The organism is Paenibacillus sp. FSL H8-0079 (assembly GCF_037991315.1).
Taxonomy (GTDB): Bacteria; Bacillota; Bacilli; order Paenibacillales; family Paenibacillaceae; genus Paenibacillus.
In genome coordinates this window covers 509574-527434 of record NZ_CP150300.1, presented here as the reverse complement: position 1 = coordinate 527434, position 17861 = coordinate 509574, and the positions used below count along the sequence as shown (strand labels likewise).

15 protein-coding genes are annotated in these 17861 nt (G+C 48.4%); 6 read left to right on the top strand and 9 right to left on the bottom strand.

Features of this window, described 5'->3' with window-relative positions:
- Positions 1–4 precede the first annotated feature (4 nt).
- The 4 genes from lysA to MHI06_RS02475 form a co-directional block, all read right to left on the bottom strand.
- Positions 5–1291, bottom strand: coding sequence for a diaminopimelate decarboxylase (gene lysA, locus MHI06_RS02490; RefSeq protein ID WP_340400292.1), 1287 nt, complete (start codon positions 1289–1291; stop codon positions 5–7).
- The gene (locus MHI06_RS02485; protein WP_340400291.1) at positions 1292–2680 is read right to left on the bottom strand and encodes an ATP-grasp domain-containing protein; all 1389 of its coding nucleotides are present in this window, start codon (positions 2678–2680) and stop codon (positions 1292–1294) included.
- Entirely contained in the window at positions 2619–3629 is a 1011-nt protein-coding gene (locus tag MHI06_RS02480) for a 3-oxoacyl-[acyl-carrier-protein] synthase III C-terminal domain-containing protein (RefSeq protein WP_100526941.1), read from the bottom strand. Before MHI06_RS02480 ends, MHI06_RS02485 begins: the two co-directional genes overlap by 62 nt.
- Before the next feature lie 121 nt (positions 3630–3750).
- Positions 3751–3942 carry a hypothetical protein gene (locus tag MHI06_RS02475; protein WP_169480799.1) on the bottom strand — a complete coding sequence of 64 codons (192 nt, stop codon included), beginning with the start codon at positions 3940–3942 and terminating at the stop codon, positions 3751–3753.
- Positions 3943–4127: 185 nt separating this feature from the next.
- On the opposite strand from MHI06_RS02475, the gene MHI06_RS02470 reads away from it, so the two are divergent.
- Positions 4128–5378, top strand: coding sequence for a helix-turn-helix transcriptional regulator (locus MHI06_RS02470; protein WP_340400290.1), 1251 nt, complete (start codon positions 4128–4130; stop codon positions 5376–5378).
- Between the two features lie 128 nt (positions 5379–5506).
- Here the strand turns inward: MHI06_RS02470 and MHI06_RS02465 are convergent, their stop codons facing one another.
- Both MHI06_RS02465 and fosB read right to left on the bottom strand, forming a co-directional pair.
- The gene (locus tag MHI06_RS02465; RefSeq protein ID WP_169480801.1) at positions 5507–5710 is read right to left on the bottom strand and encodes a hypothetical protein; all 204 of its coding nucleotides are present in this window, start codon (positions 5708–5710) and stop codon (positions 5507–5509) included.
- Positions 5711–5845: 135 nt separating this feature from the next.
- Positions 5846–6265: a metallothiol transferase FosB gene (gene fosB / locus MHI06_RS02460; protein ID WP_169480802.1), complete on the bottom strand. Its 420-nt coding sequence runs from the start codon at positions 6263–6265 to the stop codon at positions 5846–5848.
- A 155-nt stretch (positions 6266–6420) separates the two neighbouring features.
- On the opposite strand from fosB, the gene MHI06_RS02455 reads away from it, so the two are divergent.
- From MHI06_RS02455 to MHI06_RS02440, 4 genes are all read left to right on the top strand, one after another.
- Positions 6421–7320: a glucose 1-dehydrogenase gene (locus MHI06_RS02455; protein WP_169480803.1), complete on the top strand. Its 900-nt coding sequence runs from the start codon at positions 6421–6423 to the stop codon at positions 7318–7320.
- A 146-nt stretch (positions 7321–7466) separates the two neighbouring features.
- Positions 7467–9077, top strand: coding sequence for a gamma-glutamyltransferase family protein (locus tag MHI06_RS02450; protein WP_340402037.1), 1611 nt, complete (start codon positions 7467–7469; stop codon positions 9075–9077).
- 367 nt (positions 9078–9444) lie between these two features.
- Complete coding sequence (locus MHI06_RS02445; RefSeq protein WP_340400289.1) at positions 9445–10458, top strand: BMP family ABC transporter substrate-binding protein; 1014 nt, start codon at positions 9445–9447, stop codon at positions 10456–10458.
- Positions 10459–10484: 26 nt separating this feature from the next.
- On the top strand, positions 10485–12137 hold the full coding sequence (locus MHI06_RS02440) for a methyl-accepting chemotaxis protein (protein WP_340400288.1): 1653 nt from the start codon (positions 10485–10487) through the stop codon (positions 12135–12137).
- 127 nt (positions 12138–12264) lie between these two features.
- On the opposite strand, the gene MHI06_RS02435 is transcribed toward MHI06_RS02440, so the two are convergent.
- Positions 12265–12897, bottom strand: a complete 633-nt coding sequence (locus MHI06_RS02435; protein ID WP_169480805.1) for an NAD(P)H-binding protein — start codon at positions 12895–12897, stop codon at positions 12265–12267.
- A 319-nt stretch (positions 12898–13216) separates the two neighbouring features.
- On the bottom strand, positions 13217–13645 hold the full coding sequence (locus MHI06_RS02430; RefSeq protein WP_340400287.1) for a GNAT family N-acetyltransferase: 429 nt from the start codon (positions 13643–13645) through the stop codon (positions 13217–13219).
- 111 nt (positions 13646–13756) lie between these two features.
- On the opposite strand from MHI06_RS02430, the gene MHI06_RS02425 reads away from it, so the two are divergent.
- A complete protein-coding gene (locus MHI06_RS02425) occupies positions 13757–14644 on the top strand; it encodes a hypothetical protein (RefSeq protein WP_169480808.1) in 888 nt (295 codons plus the stop codon).
- A 246-nt stretch (positions 14645–14890) separates the two neighbouring features.
- On the opposite strand, the gene MHI06_RS02420 is transcribed toward MHI06_RS02425, so the two are convergent.
- A complete protein-coding gene (locus MHI06_RS02420; protein WP_340402036.1) occupies positions 14891–17602 on the bottom strand; it encodes an S-layer homology domain-containing protein in 2712 nt (903 codons plus the stop codon).
- Between the last annotated feature and the right edge of the window lie 259 nt (positions 17603–17861).

Sequence of the window (17861 nt, the reverse complement as noted above, 5' to 3'; positions counted from 1 at the left end):
CTCATCAATTGGTTATTGCCGTGTGGGACACTTGAATCAAACGTTGCTTGGACAGTAGGTCCTGCGGAGTATCTCGCTCACGGATCAAATGAGCCTCCCCAGCGATAATCAGCACTTCCGCCGGACTTCCATGACTCAAAAAGTGTGTGGGAGAAGCCGTTGGTCCGTAGGCTCCCGAATGAAAAACACCGATTAGATCGCCCCGTTCAACAGGAGGAAGCAATACCCGTTTCCCAACAACATCATTGGGCGTACATAAGGGACCCGTAATATTGTATTCGGCTACAGGGGACTCACCATAACGCGTCAGGGAGGCAATCGGAAAGTTACGCTTCACGTAAGAACCTGTGCCCACAGCCGCCATATGGCAGTTCGTTCCACCATCGGTTACGACGAAGTGCTCTCCATACGATTGCTTGACGTATAGGGCTCGACTGACTAACATACCGCAGGTGCCTACCAGATATCGCCCAAGCTCCATGAACAGCCGGGTGTTGGCATGACTATTCCGAAACGATTCGAACATTGGATTCAACTGTTCTGTCAATGTGGCTATGGATAGGAACTGCTCACCTTCATGGTAGGGCACGCCCAATCCCCCGCCTACATCGACCATACGCAGCGTGATATCCAGCTCGTTCTCGATTCGATCAGCCAATTCCAGAATATGACGGGTATTCTGAACGATCGGCTCTACATCCAACATGCGGGTTCCCATGTACACGTGAAGTCCCATAATCTCCACATGGGAGAAGCTCTCGAACTGCTCTTTTCCCTGGAGCACACTTTGTTCATCCATACCAAACTGACGTGGTTTGCCACCCATGGTCAGCCTGGAGCCTTTAACAGAAAAGGATGGATTCACTCGCAGCGCCACCGACACGATTCGCCCCTCGCTTGCAGCGATGCTCTCAATACGCTCCAGCTCCTGAAATGATTCACACACGATCGCATATATGCCCAGACGTATACATGCCGTAATCTCGTCATCGCTTTTTCCCGGTCCCAGAAAAATAATGCTTTCTGCTGCTACTCCAGCCTGTACAGCCGTATGCAATTCGGCCAGGGAACATACCTCTGCCTGTGCTCCCATCTCCCGGAGCATGTGTACGATCGAAATATTGGGATTGGCCTTCAATGAATAGAACAGCTCCACTTGAGGCGTAAGCAATCCCCGGAGCTCTTGATACACCTGCTGCAACACATCCCCGTCATATACATACAGCGGGGTCCCGAATCTCTCGGCGATGTCCGAAACAGGCAACTGCTGAATCTGATATTCCTTAGACACTCACATCACCTCGTTAATGGAAGATAGGACGGCTTCTATCGCTTCGTCGATCACTCCCAGCCGTTCAGGGGAGGACGCAATAATCACGCCATACAGACGTCCGGAGAACAAGGTCCCCTCACTTCTGAATGCCGCATTGACTGTGGCAAAATTATTAATCAATAATCCTTCGCCGCGTTCCGGTTCGAACATCAACGCACCCAACCGGGAACGAAGTACTCCGTATTCCAGCAGGTGATTGAGCCGGAGCGTATATTTTTTGGCCAATCCACATTGATCTTCGGGCAGCCATTGATGCTGAATGTTGGTCTGATAGGTAGACATATTAAACCTGGCATTAATCTCAAGATTGGGCCAGATTGTACCGTCCTCGTCCAGAATAGCGTCCATGCCGGCAATGCCGTAGTATCCATCTCGATGCAGAGCTGCTCCAATTCGCATGGCCGCTTCGCGAATAACCTCAAGTTGAACATCGTTGAGCCGCGAAGGCATGAGATGCCCCTGATGCACGCCTTGCTCTACCAACGATTCCTTTACGCCAAGAAACTCAACTCCACCGGAGCGATCGATGAGAATCTGGTAGTTCAGGTCACAGATTTTATCAATCCATTGCTCAAGCACGTAGTTGATTTGCCGTATCCCCTTTTTGCTTGCCTGTTTCTCCAGCATACTCATGCATTTGTGAAACCTGGCTTCATCGGTGATGACGGTAATTCCCTTGCCTGATACACCCATGGAATCCTTCAACACAAGGCGTCCACCCTGCTCTAGAACGGCCTTTAGCTGATCGAAACCAGACACCAGTTCATCCAAAGACGTGCATTCAACACCTGGAATCTGGCGAATGCCCAGCTCCGCGTTGAGACGGCGGGAATACCCCTTGTCATTCACCTTGCGGAAGATATCTGAAGATGGAACAGCCAGCGGAATGCCGATCTGTCGGGAGAATTCCTCTTCCTGATCCGAGGTTCCAAAGGGAACCAGATAAACATTCGTTCCAGCAGCCTGTGACAGCTCTCGCAGCTTGTCCATCGTCCTTGGACAATTCAAAAGATTCGCGGTAATGTTCAGTGCCGGATCATTGTGCTCCACCGTTATGCATCGGGAGCGACCAAACCCAAGCGCCTGTGCATCTGCCATGAATCCCTGATTCGGCGGACCCTTGAGCAGGATGATATCGTTCTCTCCGGCGAGGAAAACACCCAGTTCCTCCATCCGATTAACGACATCCGCAGCCGAGCCAATGCTTAATGAGGGCAGCTTGAGAATACCCGTTTCACTCCAGTACTCCTCCACCTCAAAATTGTTCAGATAGACAAAAGTAACGTCATGCTGGCCCGTTAACGCCCACTTGAGCTTGCTCGAAAAATCCGTCAATACGGTGGTCAAGGCCATCCCCTCCTATTCCTGCATATTGCATCACTGCTACGCTGAATGTAACCCCAAGTCCGACCGTAACAAGCAGATAATACTCCTCTGGTTGCAACAACTTCTGCTCTAGAATGGCTTGCAAATTAATAAATGGGTCCGAACAGAAGCAATGTCCGATTTCCTGTACGTTAGACGTATATATGCGTTCAAGGGGATAGGATAAACGGATAGCCACCTTCTTCCACGAGGATAGATTCACATTGTGTGGGACGATGTATCGAATATCCTGCAACGTCAGACCCGCCTGCTCCACGGCTGCAACAATGGCTTCACATAGCCGGGGCGTGTAGATTTCCTGAAACTCCCTAAGAATCTGTGGGGTTCCCGTTAGTACATTACAGAATTGGCCCAAGGTAACACTCGTAAGTCCAACGACACGACTTCCGTTGCCCTTGTTGCCCACCAGCACGGCGGCTGATGCCTCTCCCATCACGGTGGTATTGGGGATCAATTGCACAACGGGACTAAAGGTTTTTTCACCTGTCAAAATTAAAATATGATCATCCGCTTCCAATGAAGGCAGCAATGTTTCGGCAACATTCAGGGCAATTAAGCCCGATGCACAGTTCTGCTGCGTAAGCGAAAACGCGATGGCATGCTGCAACCCGTAAGCCCGTTTCAGGGCTTGCAAAACTTTCATAGGAAAGGGGAAATTTTCCTGAATTGTGTGGCAATAAATGATATACTTAATCGAGTTAGGAGCGATCTCCGGGTTATTTACCACCTGGGTTAATACGCGCCCAAGCAACGAAGCCAGATCTCCATCCCTGTCTTGCCGAACCTGTTTCAAACCATGAATTTTTTCCAGTACCTTCGTCTGGGCATTATTGAGTCCCAGCACCTCGTTCAGTTCCCTGATCGGCACAATGTGCTCCGGAATGTAAGACCATATTTGCTTGATATGCATCGGCTTCAGACACCTCGTTATCACTAACGTACGAATCTCACTGAAATATAGGGAGATAAAGAGCTTCCGCAGAAGCTCCCATCTATGAATCTAGCGTAATACGATAAGTAAGTAGGAAAAATCAGGCACGAGCCGCCGCTGCACGAGCTGCTACAGCACGAGCCGCTACAGCACGGGCTTCAACTGCGCGAGCGGAAGCCGCGCGTGCACTGACTTCACGTGCCTCGCCCAGTCCACTCGTTTCCAATTGTGCTGCTTCAACTTCTTTACGCTTCAGTTGCTCCAGTGTAATGGGAGTCGCTTTAATGACCATTCATATCTCCTCCTTTCATCTTGGATACTCTGATTCTATAATCTCCCAAATTGGATTTAAACTGTAAATGGAGGTAAATGAACCTCTCGCTCTCCTTACCCCTGCTTCTGGACACACACGATAGACCCAACATACCAATCAGATCTCCATTCCAATCAAACTATATCAAGGGACGGTGAACGATCATGCTCGGACTCAAAATCCGGCAAATCCGGGAGCAGCTTGGACTGTCTCAGAAGCAACTGGCAGGTGAGGATATGACGCGTTCTTACATCAGCCTTATCGAAAAAGGTAGAGCCGTTCCCTCGCAGCGTATGTTGAAAATTATTGCCAAAAGGCTCAATACACCCATGGAGTTTTTTTTGGGAGGAAGTACATCGACAGATTCGGATATTGGTGAGGCTGTATTGGACAAGGCCAAAGCCTGTTATGCCGAGCAGAATGATTCTGCCTGCATCCGTATAGCCCATAAAGTGCTGACGTTGACGGAGGATACATCGGATCAGTCTGAGGCCTATCTGCTCATTTTGCGAAGTCACAACAGACTTGGGGATTATCGACAAGCCTTGGATGAAGGGGAAACTGCAGCATTTACGGTCATTCGAACGGGTGACAGGCAACGTATTGTTGAATATTATCTGGAAATGGGGAGAGCGGCTTTTCATGCAGAGCTGTTTCATGCTGCCCGGAAACATTATGAACAGGCGTATACGTACAGCAGCAGACTCAAACATCTACAGGAAGAACACATCCATTCGCTGACCTTTCTTGGCACAACCCATTTAAGGCTGGGCAATGTGAATGAGGGGTTGAACTACTATCTCAAAGCGGAGAAGGAAGCCCAAATGGCGGGGCAACCGGAGCTGTATGGCGAGATTACGCTAGGTTTGGGCAAAGCCTATTATATGTCCGAACAGGACGGACACATGCTGTTAAGTTATGACTGGACTAAGAGATCCGTACAGGCCTACAAACAGGCGAACAGCGAATCCTACGTTCTAGCGCTTCACAACCTCGCCGTGATCCAGCTTCATATGGGGCAAAAAAAAGAAGCCCTCCCCTTGCTGGATGAATGCGCACGAATTTACGATAAACGCAATCTTCCCCACAAGAAGGCTTCCATATTAGAGGAAATCAGTAAAGTTTATTTGGAGCAGCGTGAGCCAGAACAGGCAGAGGCCATCATCAAAGAAGCCCTCCAACTGCTGGATCAGCAAGATGAAGGGATGCTTCGTGCCAAACTGTATCGCTTGCTGGGTATTGTATTTCATGAGAAAAACAACAGCAATGAAGGTTATTATTTTCTAAGAATGAGTCACGATCTGCTTAAACGCATCTCTGCAAACCGCGAGGCTGACATCAGCCATCAACTCCTTATGCTAAGCATGCAGGATCGTAAAATGAACTACGAAGATTATAAGTCATTTATCAAATAAAGCAGATACCTTCTTCACCTAACAACTGAGGATAAAGGGAAAAGAAATACTGGAGTTTGGGGTCTCTGTAACAGAGGCCTTAATTCCGGGAATCCCTGGTGACAGGGCATAGGATCATCTTAAACCGCTCATCGAGTAGGAACAGGATCATTCAGATCCAGCAGCGTTTCCGTCGATATGGCATATTCTTGTCCCTGCTGGCCATTAACTATAGCCGATCCTGCATGTGCTCCCGAAACATGAAGCTGTCCTGCAATAAAAGGTAGAAGCATGATGGTAACCATGCAGAGTTCACTTGCGGTTGTAACGAATTTGGTTCCTTTACGCTCCATGCTCATCTCTCCTCATGTTTATAATTGGGTAGCATAATCCACCATCGATTCCTGGCAACCTAAGACGTATTTTACGGATAATCGCAATGACTTTAAACACGTTAATCCCCATTTACCTCCACTTGCACAACCATTTCACGGATAAAAGGTCATATGAGCTTTGTCTTCGCGATAATAATCCAGCCTTTGCTTCATCGTACCTGTATGCAGTTCAAACAGATGACCATCCGGATCGGTAAAATAAACAGATAATGCATCCCGCGGATCCCTTGGCCTTCCCGAAAGAATATCCGCCCCGGCTGCACGCAGCTGCTGCACAGACGCTTCGAACTCCTCTTCTGTAACGGTAAATGCAATATGGGTATAGGTTCGTTCCGTATAGTTGCGAATAACATCCTCCTGATTCAGGGCGATCCACAGACCGGCAAGTTCAAAATACGCCAGTTTGCGTCCTTTCACCTGAATCTGGGCACCGAGAGCCTGCTCATAAAAGGTAATGGCCCGCTCCAGATTGGATACGGAAAAGCACAAATGATTAATTCCCTGAATATTCATGTGGCTCCTGACACCTCCATCAATTTAAGGACCTATCCTTATTATGGTATATTTTGCGCAAAAAACAACAGCTCTGCTGCCTCTTCTCGCACCTTCTTCTGGGCGAATGCATAGTTTATCCGTATCAATGAACGCTTGAGGAGGATGTAAAGCGAATGAATCCTGTCTATCCTTTTTATGGTGAGAAAACGGTGTGTAAAGAGCAAAAGCTGGCATTCCCACCCCAGCATCAGGACCAGCAACCCGGTCTGGAAACCCTGATGGTGCCTGAACCAATTAGCGAAGATCCTGCTTATATCGGTAGCTGCAAACTGCAAGACAAAGTAGCCATTATTACGGGTGGTGACAGTGGAATCGGCCGGGCGGCGGCCATCGCTTTTGCCAAAGAAGGTGCGGATATCGTCATTGCTTATCTATATGAACGGACAGATGCCGAAAGGACTCGCGAGCGGATTGAGGAACTGGGACAGCGCTGTCTGTTAATCGAGATTGATCTCCGCCTAAAGAAAAACTGTGAGGCTGTCATTCGCTCGACGATGGAAACCTATGGAAAGATCGACATTCTGGTCAACAACCATGGTGTACAGTATGTGCAGCCAAGCATTGTTGATATTACGGAAGAGCAGCTGTACCATACCTTTCAGACGAATGTGTTCGCCTATTTCTTTCTGATCCAGGCCGCGCTCCCGCATCTGTGCAAAGGTGCCTCCATCATCAATACGGCTTCCATCACGGCATACAAAGGCGATACCCAACTGATCGACTACTCTTCCACCAAGGGAGCCGTGATCTCCTTGACTCGTGTACTCGCCCAATCGCTCGCTGCACAGGGAATCCGCGTGAATTCCGTTGCCCCCGGCCCCATCTGGACACCCCTCATTCCTGCCAGTTTCTCGGCTGAGGATGTGCAGGTATTTGGAACGGGTACGCCCATGGGTCGGGCTGGTCAGCCTTACGAACTGGCGGCAGCTTACGTCTATCTCGCTTCCCGCGATTCATCCTACGTCACCGGTGAATGCATTCATGTGAATGGCGGCGATATGGTAACGACTTAGGGTAATGTGGGTGATATCGTTAACTGATGTCAGCTTGGATTTGGCAGGTGTGGCAGGATATCGGTGGTCCGGTTACGAAGAGGGTTAGGAGTATGATCCGGTTATACCCGAACCTGACATCTTGCGACAAGGAGCTGAACAACCTGATGAACTTCGATCCACTCTACCAACCGTATCCCTCTTACCGCGTGCCTGTGTATGCCAAGCAAGGCATGGTCGCGACGTCACAGCCACTGGCTGCACAAGCTGGTCTCGATATTTTGAAAAAAGGCGGCAACGCCATTGATGCCGCCATTGCAACTGCGGCAGCACTCACGGTGCTGGAGCCAACGTCCAATGGCATTGGCGGCGATGCTTTTGCCCTCGTCTGGACCGAGGGCAAACTGCATGGCCTGAATGCCAGCGGCCCTGCGCCTCAGGGCATATCCATTGAGGCGCTTCAAGCGGCAGGCCATACGGAGATGCCGAAGCTTGGGGTTGTTCCGGTGACGGTGCCTGGCGCACCGGCGGGTTGGGCTGAGCTGAGCCGCCGTTTCGGGCGGCTCACACTGGCGGAAGCGCTGGAACCGGCCATCCGCTATGCGGAGGAAGGTTACCCGCTTGCGCCTGGGCTGGCCCGCCACTGGGCAAGGGCAGCCGAGATCTATGCACGCCAGGGTGATGCGGAAGCAGGGCGTGCGTGGTTTGAGACATTTGCTCCAGGCGGGCGTGTTCCCGCAGCTGGAGAGATGTGGCGCTCGCCGGATCATGCGGCGACTTTGCGCCAGATTGGCGAGAGCGAAGCGCGAGACTTTTACGAAGGAGAACTGGCGGAACGCATTCATTCCTTTATGGCAGAGCACGGTGGTTATCTGACCAAAGATGACCTGGCGGCATTCCAGCCCGAGTGGGTTGATCCCATCTCCGTCTCCTATCGCGGATACGATGTGTGGGAGATCCCGCCGAATGGACAAGGGCTGATTGCTCTCGCGGCGCTTAATCTGTTGAAGGGTTACGAGTTCGACGAGAAAGAATCCGTTCTGGCGTATCATCAGCAGCTCGAAGCTATGAAGCTGGCATTTGCCGATGGGGAGAAATATATTACTGAAGAACGCAAAATGGGTGTGACGGTGGAGGAACTACTATCCGAAGCATACGCGGAAGAACGGCGCAAACTCATTGGTGATATCGCACGTGCACCTGAGGCAGGTGATCCACGTGCAAGTGGAACAGTCTATCTGGCTACGGCGGACGGTGAAGGTAACATGGTTTCCTTTATCCAGAGTAACTATATGGGCTTCGGGTCTGGATTGGTTGTTCCGGGGACAGGCATTGCTTTGCAGAATCGCGGACATAATTTCTCACTGGACCCGAATCATGCAAATGCCTTGGAGCCAGGCAAACGAACGTATCACACGATCATTCCGGGGTTTCTCACCCGCGGCAGTGAAGCGGTTGGGCCATTCGGTGTCATGGGCGGTTTCATGCAACCGCAAGGTCATGTGCAGGTGGTCATGAATACGGTCGATTATCACCTGAACCCACAGGCTGCACTGGATTCTCCACGCTGGCAGTGGACCAAGGGCAAAACGATTCTCGTGGAACCGGGTTTCCCGCAGCACATTTCACAGGCACTCGCCCGCAAGGGACATGATATTCAAGTGGCGCTCGATCCATCCCAGTTTGGACGCGGTCAGATCATCTGGCGCAACCCGGACAATGGCGTATTATGCGGGGGTACGGAAACCCGAGCGGATGGCTCGATTGCGGCTTGGTAAACTCATGTCATTTCAATATAGGGAAGTTCACCCTTTGAACCATATATGATGTTATTCAAAGGCACAACAGAGATGATTCATGTCATCTCTGTTGTGTCTTTTTGGAGCTTTAAACGTCAGTAAACAACATACTGTAGTTATTCAGGCACCCTTTTAACCAGAGAAATGTAAAACTAATGTATAAATCATGAAACATATTTAGATTTTCGTAAATTTTCACTACATACCATAAAACACAGTACCTTTCTGTCCGATATAGATAAAGGGAAATCCTCACCACACGTGTCATCCATATATGCGTATTTCCCTAGAGCTGAAGAACAATTCAAATCAGAAAAATGCGACTACAGAAATGAGGGTACCACACATGAAAACAAACAAGAACAGACGCGCAGGTCTAGGTCTCACATTAATGATGATCCTGACGGCACTGATCCTGGGGGCATGTTCCGCCAATAATACAACAACGGCAACAGACACAAGAACAAAAGTTGGAATCGTGCTGACGGAAGTAGGTCTGGGAGACCGTTCTTTTAATGATGCTGCTTTTGATGGACTGGTTCAGGCCAGAGACGAGAAAAGCATTGTCTTTGACTATCGTGAACCGGGCGGGAATTTAACTGCCGAAGCTGCTTTTGAGGAGTTTGCGGAATCCAAATTCGATCTGATTATCGGTCTGAGTGATACGGTCCAAGCAGATATGGAGAAGGTTGCAGCCAAATATCCCGACCAGCAGTTCCTTCTAATTGACAGCCAGTCCGAACTGCCTAACATTGCCTCTATTTCATTCCGGGCGGAAGAGGGAAGTTATCTGGCGGGTGTTATTGCCGCTATGGCTTCAACAGAGGATCATGTCGGTTTCATTGGTGGCATGGAGATACCGGTCCTTCATAATTTCGAGCAGGGTTTTGAACAAGGTGTTCTGGCAGTCAAGCCGGATGCAACCGTTGATGTCGTCTACGCAGGGGACTTCGGTAATGCCGATCTGGGTGAGCAACTCGCTGCACAGATGATTCAAGAAAAGGGTGCTGACGTGATCTATGTAGCTGCCGGTCTCACAGGTGTGGGTGCACTGACGGAGATTCAGAAATTAGGGAAATACGCCATCGGCGTAGATACCGATCAATTCTTTTTGGCGGAAAAAGCCATTCTTACGTCCATGCTGAAAAATGTGGATGTATCCATCTATAATGCCGTTAACTCGTTTATTCAAAACAATCATGCCTTCCCTCAAAAGGAAATCGTGGAGGGACTGGCGGAGAACGCCGTGGGCTTGACCGCTCTACATAATATCACGCTCAGTGATGAACAGAAGAAAACCTTCGAAGATCTGAAAACACAGATCTCTTCCGGTCAAATCAAAATTACGCTTGATCAATAACCTATCGGATTCGAGGAGGTACGCATATGAAACTACAGGGAAAACTGATACTTAATGCTCTAATCTCGCTACTTCTATGCCTTGCGCTAGTAGCTTATATCATTATGGAATTGCTCGGCATGAATGCTAAAAATCAAAATCTGGTACCTGCCATGCTCAAGGTAAGCGGGTTAAACGCCAATCAGATTCAGACCCAGCAGGCGCTGGATGTCTATTCGTTCTCCATGACAGCAGGCAACCAGGACGCAGTGCTCCGCTTGCTGGATGAAGGCCAAACGATGATTCAAGAGCTTACGGACGGATTACTTGAAACGGATCAACAGTTGCAGCTTATTCAGTCCATCCAAATGAAACTCACTGCTCTGAGTCAGGGAGCCACCGAAGCCATGACAGCGATGGACGGGGCGGAAGCGAAACGGTATAGCACTCGGGTTCGGGGCATACAGAATGATATCTATTCGTTGGATGAAATAACTCAGGATCGATATGATCAATATACCGTTGATTTGGAGCGTGATATCCAGCAAACGTGGCAAGTCGCTCTCGGTGGAGCCATCATATTGCTCGTCGCCGTGATGCTGTTCAATATGTATACTTCACGTCAGATCGCCAAGCGTATTCGTACGCTCAAAGACGCGGCAGGACAAATTGCAGACGGTGACCTTACCGGACAATTACCGGAAGCTCTGGGCAAAGATGAACTTGATGACCTTAGTCGCTCCTTCGGTATCATGACCCATAATATCCGCGGCATTATTCAATCCATTGGTGCAGCCGGTCATCGTGTCGATCTGATGGCGCAAGACATTGATCGTGGCAATGATACAGCCCAAGCGATTGTGCAGCAGGTATCCCGTACCACGGAGGAACTATCGATTGGTAGTCAAAAGATTGCTGAGGATCTGAGTGAAACGGTGATGGTCGTGGACAAAATGCAATCTACCTTCAACAGTAATCTAAAGGCCACTTCCCAATCGGTGATCGATGGTCGTGAAGTATTAACTACCGTTGAGGAAGGCCATAAGGCTGTAGCGGAGCAACTCCGTCTGGCCGAAGTGAATCGTCTGGCGATGTCCGAGGTGGAGCAGACGGTGCGAGAACTGGAAGACAGCGCGGTTCGAATCACCACGATGACTGCATATGTATCAGAGATTGCCAAGCAGACGACCATGCTCTCGTTAAATGCCTCTATTGAGGCTGCTCGCGCCGGAGAAGCCGGACGTGGCTTTGCTGTTGTTGCAGGTGAGGTGAATAAACTTGCCGAACAATCTGCGCAATCGGTCAAGCATATCTACGCGGCTGTTGGCGAGATCACAACCTCCATGGACAAGGTGAAGAACTCGGTAGCGCAAAGCATGCAACTATTCGGGGAACAGGAACAAGCCACCGGACAGACCCGGGAATCCTTCTCTGCCATTCGCGGAAGTGTGGAGCGCATTAGTACCGGCATCCATCAGCTTGCTGAGGACATGCAGCACTCCAATGAACTCAGTACGCAGGTGCAACAGGCCATTGAAAATATCAGTGCCATCACTGAGCAGTCGGCTGCCAGCAGTGAAGAGATCACCGCCTCCACTTCGGAACAACAACGTTCCTTCGCTGAAGCGAGTATTAAGGTGAAGTCATTGCGTGATATCAGTGCAGAGATGCATCAGGAGTTGCTGCGTTTCCGGCTGTAGGCAGGCGTGATTCCTGAATACAGTAAGGATGAAAAGGCTGGAATAGCAGAAAACCTCCAGTTTCTCTTGTAATGAGAGAAGCTGGAGGTTTTTTATTCGTTGGTTTATTTATTTGGCCTGTTTACGCTTAATAACCTACCGTAAACCGTGCTTGAACAAACTGCGGATCGTCCAGTTCATCCACCAAAGCCGCTGCAAAATCACCAACCGAAATCGAGCTTTCCCCGATATCATCCGTAATCACCCGGTTCATGCCAACACGGAACTGGCCGGTCCGACGTCCTGTTGTGATTGTCGCGGCAGGACTCATATACGTCCAGTGAATACCTGATGCTTCAATCAGGTCATATGCTTCTGCATGTGCTTTTGCCAGGGGTTTAACTTCCTCCGGGAATCCCGGCGTGTCCATTAGCATCTCACCAGAATCGGTCATCAAACTTCCTGCTCCACCAACTACAACCAGACGTCCTGCTTTTGCACGGCGAACACCCTCGATCAACGAACGTGTGACTTCCAGCATCTCTTCTTCTCCACCGAACTTCGGACCATACGCACTCACAACCACTTCTTGACCTGCTGCAAAATCAGCCACCTGATCCGGGTTAAGCAGATCTCCCTGTTCCACACGTAAGCGTTCGTGCACCATCTCGACTTTCGACGGGTCACGCACCACCGCTGTCACTTCATGCCCACGATCCATCAGCTCCCACAGTATCGTCTTGCCAATCGCTCCGGTCGCTCCAAAAATGGCTACTTTCATATCAATTCCCTCTTTTCTGTAGATATCATCTCGTCAACTTACCGTTATTTTAATACTTAATCCTATTGTTATATACCTTAAACGGCTCACGCCATCTTAAACCGGATATGAACACTTGTAAACCTATCTCTTACAGCTTATATGTAGAAAACCAATCTTCACTTCTCTAACGGAAGAAACACCGCCACTCAGAAGTATCCCCTCTCCCCACCATCAAGCAACACGGATCATGAAAAAAAGCCGCTAATGCGGCTATACACAGATAATTTCATTAATGATATGAAGTTTAATCTTACATCAAAATTCAGTTTCCGTTCCGTTAGGTAGTCGGCCCTTCTTCTCCCTGCCTCCACCACATGCCCTCCGATTTCGGGCTGGTATATTCAAATCCAAATTGAGCATACAGACGATCAGCCGGAACATCCGCCAGCAGACTGACCAAACCGCGAGCAGGTACAACATCACGCAGATAATTCATAATCTCGCTCATGATCAGTTTTCCATAACCCATCCCCTGAACATCCGGGTGAACAGCAATATCGACGACCTGAAAGAAACAACCGCCATCTCCAATCACTCGCCCCATACCTACCAGCATATCCTTCTCACGCAGACATACGGCAAACAGACTGTTCGGTAGTCCAATCTCCGCCCCTTCCCTGCTCATTGGACTAAGACCGGCAATCTGCCGCAGGGCAAGGTACTCCACTGCTGCTGGTGGTGAGTGTTCAATATTCACTTGATCCATGAATTGTGCCCCTTTCTGCTTGAATTCATCTACTTCCTGTGTAATAGTGAGAGAAAGCTTACGTGAAGCGTGTTTCTTGATACGTGAAGTTGCTGCAAAGGAGGAACAATTGTGTTTCAACGTTGGATTGAAGATCTAACATCGCGCCCAGGCGCTGTGGCTGTGCTGCTTGGAGTCATGGCAGTGCTTCTAGGGATATACATATGGTCTGCCACTGAAGTTCGCCGCAGCCACGAAAGGCGAATGAGAAGGATACGAGATACATTATACATAAGTACAGCCCTCTTGGGACAGCTTACCATCCAGGAAAATCGGAAATATGAACGGTCGGAACACGAACATAACGATTTGATAACGGCAATGTTAGCCTGCAAAGCTGCATCTTACCTATCCCCTCAGCTACAGGACCAGATCCGGGACTGTATTAAGGAACATGATCCTGCCCGACTCGGATTGATGCACAGAGCACTGGAAAGAGAATGCACCGTATTATCAGATGAACTCAGTCGGGATACGCATGCAGATCATTGGGGCACAGCGGTCTGGACCATCCTTCGGCCCGTAGCCGAACCAGCCGCACTGGCGGCCACAGGATTTCTGGTTACAGATCTGGTATTTCGTCAGCGGATGTTGGACGTCCCTGTGGACTCATGGGACAGCATCTTGCCTTGGATTCGCGCGGTTTCCCTGATGATCACCATTATGTATGGATATCTGCTCTGGGCAAGCCCACGCCGGGATACGCCGGGTACAGTAACCAAAACGCTCTCTTTGCTGATCGCGCTATGCTCCTTACTCCATCTGATTGGACCTGTTGCTGCTCCCTATGCTCTGGGATTACAGCTGATTATATTCACTTCGGGTTTCGGGTTGACGGGGACACGCTCTCGCAGTGACCGCCCCTACGCAGGACATACGGAGCTGGAACCAGCGAAGAAAGTCTCTACGGAGATTGAAGGGAATACAAGTCGTACATCTGGTACCAACACCGACGAATAACTTACCCATTCAGTATGCTGCGCAGTTGCCTACTCTGGACCTGTTCAGGGTGCCTCGGCTTTAAGTAGGTTTTGAAAGAACACTCTAAATTCTTCAAGTCTGTACGCAAAAAGGGCTGAAACTACAATGTAGTTTCAGCTCTTTTCTATAATCTTTCTTACGAAGAATATCGGAAGGTTATTCTGTCATCGAAGTGGCACGTGTAACATTTTTCAGTTCACTTTATATCATGCATAATTACTTCACTTATTTCGCTACAACATGTGCAATGACACGGCCATTTTCGTACGTGACAGTCACGTCATAACCATCTGCCGTTATACTGTCGAATTCACCTGTAATTCCATTAGCCGTGATTAACGTAATATCTTTGGAACCTTCGATCTTATAGTTGGACAAGTCCAGTTTGAGAATTCCTCCATCAATGTAGAGCTTTCTGCCGACATTCAGTTGACTGTTGCCGTCAGCCACAACCAATTCTAACGTACCGTTATCCATGGTGAAGTTCTTATTCAAGTTTAATGCTCCATCGACATTCACAACAACTGTTCCATTTTCTACATACAGATCACCTGTACCAAAAGCAGTTGCTGATTCGGCTACCAGTGTTCCTGCTTGCAGCAACGTTCCGCCTGTATAGCTATTTTTCCCTGTCAATGTAAGGGTGCCTGTTCCCTTTTTCGTAAGCATTCCACTACCAGTGATATCATTTCTCCACCAGTCTTCTGCATTGAACCGTCCTTTGGAAGCGTCCATATCCACAGTTACATTGTTCAAGAATGCGCCGTAGCCATCCGCTGCGGATACCAGATCCAATCTACCCCAACCTTTGGATTCGTCCAGGACAGGATATCCGGAATCGATGGATGTCGTATACAATACTTCTCTGCGTTGCTCATCTGTTAAATAAGGTTGACGCGTCTCTAACAATGCTTCTGCTCCTTGTGGAACAACAGGGGCCAAACCTTTAGTTCCTGTTTGTGGCAGACCGGAAGTCATCTTTTCTCTATAGAAGGCTTTATTAGCGTCGTGATCTTCCCATTTATTCTCATCGTATGCACTTTTGAAAGTGTACTCCTCTGTTACGGTGTGTGCATATTCGTACAAACTCATATTTTTTTCCTTGGCTTCTGCTCCAAATACCTCGCCTGCATTTTCATAGGCTTTCTCTAACAAGTCTTTATTCTCCGCCTGATTGAAGGCATATGCGGTCATAGCTGTTGCTTGTATTCTCGCCCCTACAACATCAAGCGGTGAGTGCATTCCCGTGACAATTCGATTCTCACCCATCTGAGCTGCTCTCGTTAAGAATTCAGAGAATCGTTCTGGGGTAGCGTAGGCAAAAGGAAGTACAGATAAGTACGATGCACTTGTATGACCACTTGGAAATCCTCCGTCTTTTCCTCTTCCATCCTCAGCAATTCGTTTGACATAGCTTAATGCAGGGATAAGCACAACGTTCGTTTCATATTGCTGGTAATGCTTTTCTCCTGTTGATTTCTTTCCACCTGAAGCCAGTGGTACTTCTGTCGCTTCACCTTCACCAATTGTTTGCCATACGGGTAACCCTTTGCTATCGACGACCTCTTTCACTTCTCCGTTTGAATTCATTCTCCACGGTCTAGGCGTAGAGTAGAAGTATTTCGCAGGGTTTGATGAGGCAGGAATTTTGAATCGCACCAGATCAACTAAAGCGACCATATCTGCAAGTTCCGTATCCGCCCAATCACTTCCGATACCTTGGCTTTCATCTTCCACCGTTTCTTCTGTCAATAACACATTCATCTCGTCCACACTTCGTTCAACGCTTGTCTTTGGCTTGATAACATCTACATACGTATTAGCCAGCGGCCCAAAAGCTTCCATCATACTATAGATCTTATCTCTTTGGTCATCATAATAAGCTGCCAAAGTCTCTTCAGCCGTGCGATTTTGCGTGGCATCTTCTACATACTTGATATTCGCTTCCCACGCCGCTTTATTTCGGATCTCTGCATTCGCAAATGTCTTCTGATCAGCGACAGCTACGCTTGGATCGTTTTTAAAACCGTCATAGTATAAGGTCGGTCCATCTCCATACTTTGCATTCTTGCCATCAGCACCAAGTTTGGTTGCCGCTGTTCCATCTCTCCAATCCGCTTGGTTCAAGGACCATACTTGATCAAAACCATCCAAAATATCAATAAACGGATTGGTTTCTGCAATATTTTTCAATGTGCCGTCAGCCGCATTGCCTCCATGCTCCACGGCGGACAAACGAGCTTCATCTGCTGGAGGATTAACACTCAGTACGGTTGCTGTTCCTTTTGGCTTAGCTGGTTTGGCAGCTGTAGTCGCATCCGTTTCCACAGCCTTAACGAGTGCAGAGACTGCCTCGGCCCGAGTAATGGAATTAAGCGGCTTGAAGCTTCCATCTGTATATCCAGCGATAATTTTCGCTGCTGCCGCTCCACCTACAGCTCCTTTGCTCCACGCTGCAATAGACGACGAATCACTAAAGACATTCGCAGCTGTTTCATTTAACTCCAAATTAAGAATACCAGCGATCACTTTAGCTGCTTCCTGACGTGTGATCGGATCTTGCGGCTTCATAGTGCCATCAGTGTATCCATCTATATATCCATTCGCATTTGCAATAGAAATTGCTTCATAATACCATGCACTTTCAGACACATCGTTAAAGGTAATTTTAGCTTGTCCGGAATATCCAAATGCACCGTTTACCAAATTCATAAATTCTGCTCTGGTAATATACGTGTTCGGTTTGAATGAACGATCCAGGTAGCCTCTAATTAATCCTTCATCACCCCATGCTTGAATATTTGCTTCCGCCCAGTGTCCCTTAATATCAGAGAACTGAATTTTCTGATCGGCTGCAAAACTCTTCTCTGCAAACGTTGGACCTACCATAGACAACATCAGAAGTAGTGCCAGTGACTTTTTAAGTGGTTTTCTCATGGCTTGCAAATACACGCTCCCATTATAGAAATAATTTTTTTTTGCTTCTGCGTCAGCATATGAGTAAGAAAGTCTCTATCCAGATGTCTGATCTGCCGTTACTGTAGCATTAGGGGACGTTTGGTATCTATAGAACAAATTCCGTTTTATATCAAAATCGTACGTTCTGACACTTTTCACCCTAAAAAAATGGAGTGCATACTACTTTCGTTAATTATGATATCTTTTTATGTAAACGCTTTATTAAATGTGTGTAAAA